The organism is Pseudonocardia sp. (assembly GCF_025965585.1).
Lineage (GTDB): Bacteria > Actinomycetota > Actinomycetes > Mycobacteriales > Pseudonocardiaceae > Pseudonocardia.
The window spans coordinates 1-3602 of the sequence record NZ_JAOPWR010000436.1 but is presented as its reverse complement, the minus strand read 5'-3'; the positions used below and the strand labels follow the sequence as shown (position 1 = coordinate 3602).

Here is a 3602-nt window from a genome sequence, read left to right as displayed (position 1 = left end):
GTACTGGCCAAGTGGATCAGCCGCTGCGGCCATCAGGACGAACCCCTCGACGCCGGCGGCCCGCAGCTCCGAGAGCCCGGCGGCGACGTCGGCCTCGTCGCCGACGAGCACCCAACGCTCGAGCCGCTCGAACGGCAGCCCGTACTGTCCGCGGATGAAGGCGGCGGCCTCGGCAAGGCCCGCCTCCACATCATCGGTGACGTGCACGAACACCATCAGCAGCAGGCCGACGGGGGGGCGCCCGTACTCGACGGCGAGCGCGTCCAGCCGCCGGCGGGCCTCCTGGACGCGACGCGCGGACATCCACACGCCGAGCCAGCCGTCCGCCGCGCGGGCCGCGCGGCGCAACCCAGCCTCCGAGCGCCCGCCGACGACCAGGGGTGGCGGCACCGCGGGTGCCGGTTCGAGCGCGGGCGACCGGGTCGGCAACAGCGGGCCGGGGTGATCGACGGCCTCGCCCCGCAGCAGCGCGGTGACGATCTCCAGCCCCTCGTCGAGCCGCCGTCCCCGCTCCGCGACAGGCACCCCGGCCGCCTCGAACTCAGCCGGGTTCTCCCCGCCCACGCCGACGCCGAACAGCAACCGGTCCGGGGCCAGCGCGGCCACGGTGGCGAGCTGCTTGGCCGTCCAGACCGCGTGGCGCATCGGCAGCAGCAGCACGCCGGTGCCCAGGACGAGCCGCTCGGTGCGGGCGGCGACGGCGGCCAGCGCGGCGAGCGCGTCCAGCACGGGCGGATGGAAGCTCAGGTGATCGCCCACCCAGCCGGAGTCGAATCGCAGCTCCTCGGCCAGCTCCGCCCCCGCGAGCAGCGGCGGAGCGCCTGTCCGGAACGGGTCGAAGCTCGGGAGCATCACCCCGAACCCGGTGTCCGACACGCTTGCCACCCCGCACCCCCTCGTTGGTTCCGTTGACGTCGAACCCGAATTGAACGTAGCTTCGGTGTCAAGAGAACGATGGTTCATCGGAGGTCGGGGTGTCGGACGCGTCAGGTGGAGAGGGCGCCGCACTCCACGTCGAGGAGCGGGTCCAGCAGGAGATCCGCGACGTCCGTGCGCGGTGGCGCACCCGTCAGGTCCTCGACGCCGCGGTCCGGCTGATGCACGACGGCGGCTTCCAGGCCGTGTCGATGCAGGCGCTCGCGAAAGAGGCGAACGTCAGCGTCGGGCTGATCTACACCTACTTCGGCGCCAAGGAGGACGTCGTCGTCGCCGTGGTGCTCGACCTGGTCGAGCAGATCCGGGCCGCGATGGACGCCCGCATGTCCGACGCCGGGTCCGACCCCGTCGAGCGGATGGTCGCGGGGTTCGGCGCCTACTGCTCGGTGATGGACTCCCAGCGCAACGCCGGGCTGCTCACCTACCGCCAGTCCGGGGAGCTGGGCCAGCAGGCGCGCTACCGGCTGAAGGACGCCGAGCGCACCACCCTCGTGCCGCTGCGCGACGCCGCCGGCGAGGCCGTGGCCGCCGGGCTGTTCGTCGAGGGCGCCGACATCGACCTGCTGGCGTTCGACCTGATGATCCTCGCCCAGACCTGGGCGCTGAAGCACTGGCACTTCCCCGACGACTACGACGTCCACCGCTACGTCGCGGCCCAGTCCGCGGCAGCGCTCCGCTCGGTGCTCGCCCCGGTCGCACACCCGCGCTACCGGCACCTGATCTCGCCGTCCGTCCCGTCATCCAGCTAGAAAGCAGGGCAGCCACCGTGGACTTCGGATTCAGCGCCGAGCAGGAGGTGTTCCGGCAGGAGCTGCGTACGTTCGCCGGCAAGGTCCTCGCACCGCACTACCGTTCCGACGACGTCGCGGGCGTGCTGCGCCCCGAGCTGGCCCCCACCCTCGCGGGCATGGGCCTGACCGGCCTACGGGTCCCGGAGCGGTTCGGCGGCCAGGATGCCGACGCCGTCACCACGGGGTTGGCGGCGGAGGAGGTCTCCCGCGCCGACTTCAACGCCTGCTACCTGCTGCTCAACAGCGCGCTGGTCAGCGAGATCATGCTGGCCGGCGCCGAGGAGGAGCAGCTCGCACGGTGGCTGCCGCCGATCGCGTCGGGCGAGTCGGTGCCTGCGCTGTGCCTGACCGAGCCGGCCCAGGGTTCGGACGCCGCGAACCTGGCGCTGCGGGCCGAGCCGGACGGCGACGGCTGGCGGCTCGTCGGGGAGAAGACGTCGATCTCGCTCGGCATGCACGCGAACGTCGGTGCCGTGTTCGCGCGCACCGGCGGGCCCGGCGCGCGCGGCGTCTCGGCCTTCATGGTCGACCTCGACGACGACCGCCTCGCCCGTACGCCGCTCGACGACCACGGCAGCCGCGCGATCGGGCGGGCCAGCCTGTACTTCGACGGCGTCCCGGTGGCCCGCGACCAGATCATCGGCGCCGAGGGCGACGGCTTCATCTCCGTGATGAAGGGGTTCGACTACTCCCGGGCCGTCATCGGCCTGATGTGCCTGGGCATCGCGTCCGCGGCGCTGGACGACGCCTTCGCCTACGCCCGCGAGCGGGAGGCGTTCGGCAAGCCGATCGGCACCTTCCAGGGCCTGGCGTTCCCGCTCGTCGAGTGCGCCACACACCTGCGCGCCGCCCGCCACCTCTGCTACGAGGCGCTCGCGCTCAAGGACGCCGGGAAGGACCCGGCCGTGCCGGCGAACATGGCCAAGTGGTGGGCTCCCAAGCTCAGCGCCGACATCGTCCACCAGTCGCTGCTGACGTTCGGGCACGCAGGCTGGTCCACCGACAACCCGCAGGGCCAGCGACTGCGCGACGTCATCGGGCTCGAGATCGGCGACGGCACGGCACAGATCGCGAAGCTCGTCGTCGCCCGGCACCTGCTCGGCCGGGCGTTCGCGCCGTGACCGGACCCGTGCTACTGGCCCGCACCGACGGCCGCGTACGGCACCTGACGTTCAACCGGCCCGACGCCCTCAACGCGCTCAACCGGGACGTCCTCGCAGCGCTGGAGGACGAGCTCACCGCCGCCGCGCGGGACGAGACGATTGGTGCCGTGCTGATCGACGGCACGGGTGAACGGGCCTTCTGCGCGGGCGCCGACCTGACCGAGCTCGACGGGCTCGACGCCGCCGGCGCCCACCACCTCCTCCTGCGCGGGCAGCGCATCGTCGCCGCTATCGAGGAGCTGCCCGTCCCGGTCGTCGCGGCCGTCGACGGCTACGCCCTGGGCGGTGGGTTCGAGATCGCCCTCGCCTGCCCGATCGTGCTCGCCTCGGACCGCAGCCGGTTCGGTCTACCCGAGGCCCGTCTCGGACTCATGCCAGGCTACGGCGGCACCCAGCGGCTGCGCCGGGCCGTCGGCCACGCGCCGGCGATGGCTTTGTTGCTCACCGGAGCACCGGTCGACGCCGCGCGGGCCTGGCACCTGGGGCTGCTCTCGGCCCCACCCGAGCCGCCCGACGGCCTCGCCCGGACCGCCGCCGACCTCGCCGGCGAGCTGGCGCAGCTCAGCCGCCCAACACTCGGGCTGATCCTCGAGTCGGCCCGCTCCCCCTCCGAGGGCGTCGAGGGACTGCGCCACGAGGCGGCGTTGGCCGCACTCGCCATCGCGTCCGGCGACGGGCAGGAAGGGATCCGGTCGTTCCGGGAGAAGCGCCC

The 3602-nt window shown here is 73.3% G+C and carries 4 protein-coding genes; 3 read left to right on the top strand and 1 reads right to left on the bottom strand.

Annotation, left to right across the window (positions count from 1 at the left end):
• The coding region (locus JWR81_RS26855) for an LLM class flavin-dependent oxidoreductase (RefSeq protein WP_297658929.1) at positions 1-876 on the bottom strand (876 nt) is incomplete at its 3' end.
• Positions 877-974: 98 nt separating this feature from the next.
• On the opposite strand from JWR81_RS26855, the gene JWR81_RS26850 reads away from it, so the two are divergent.
• From JWR81_RS26850 to JWR81_RS26840, 3 genes are all read left to right on the top strand, one after another.
• On the top strand, positions 975-1685 hold the full coding sequence (locus JWR81_RS26850) for a TetR/AcrR family transcriptional regulator (protein ID WP_297658927.1): 711 nt from the start codon (positions 975-977) through the stop codon (positions 1683-1685).
• Between the two features lie 17 nt (positions 1686-1702).
• Entirely contained in the window at positions 1703-2848 is a 1146-nt protein-coding gene (locus tag JWR81_RS26845; protein ID WP_297658925.1) for an acyl-CoA dehydrogenase family protein, read from the top strand.
• On the top strand, positions 2845-3602 hold a 758-nt coding region (locus JWR81_RS26840), incomplete at its 3' end, for an enoyl-CoA hydratase/isomerase family protein (protein ID WP_297658923.1). The genes JWR81_RS26845 and JWR81_RS26840, both read left to right, overlap by 4 nt.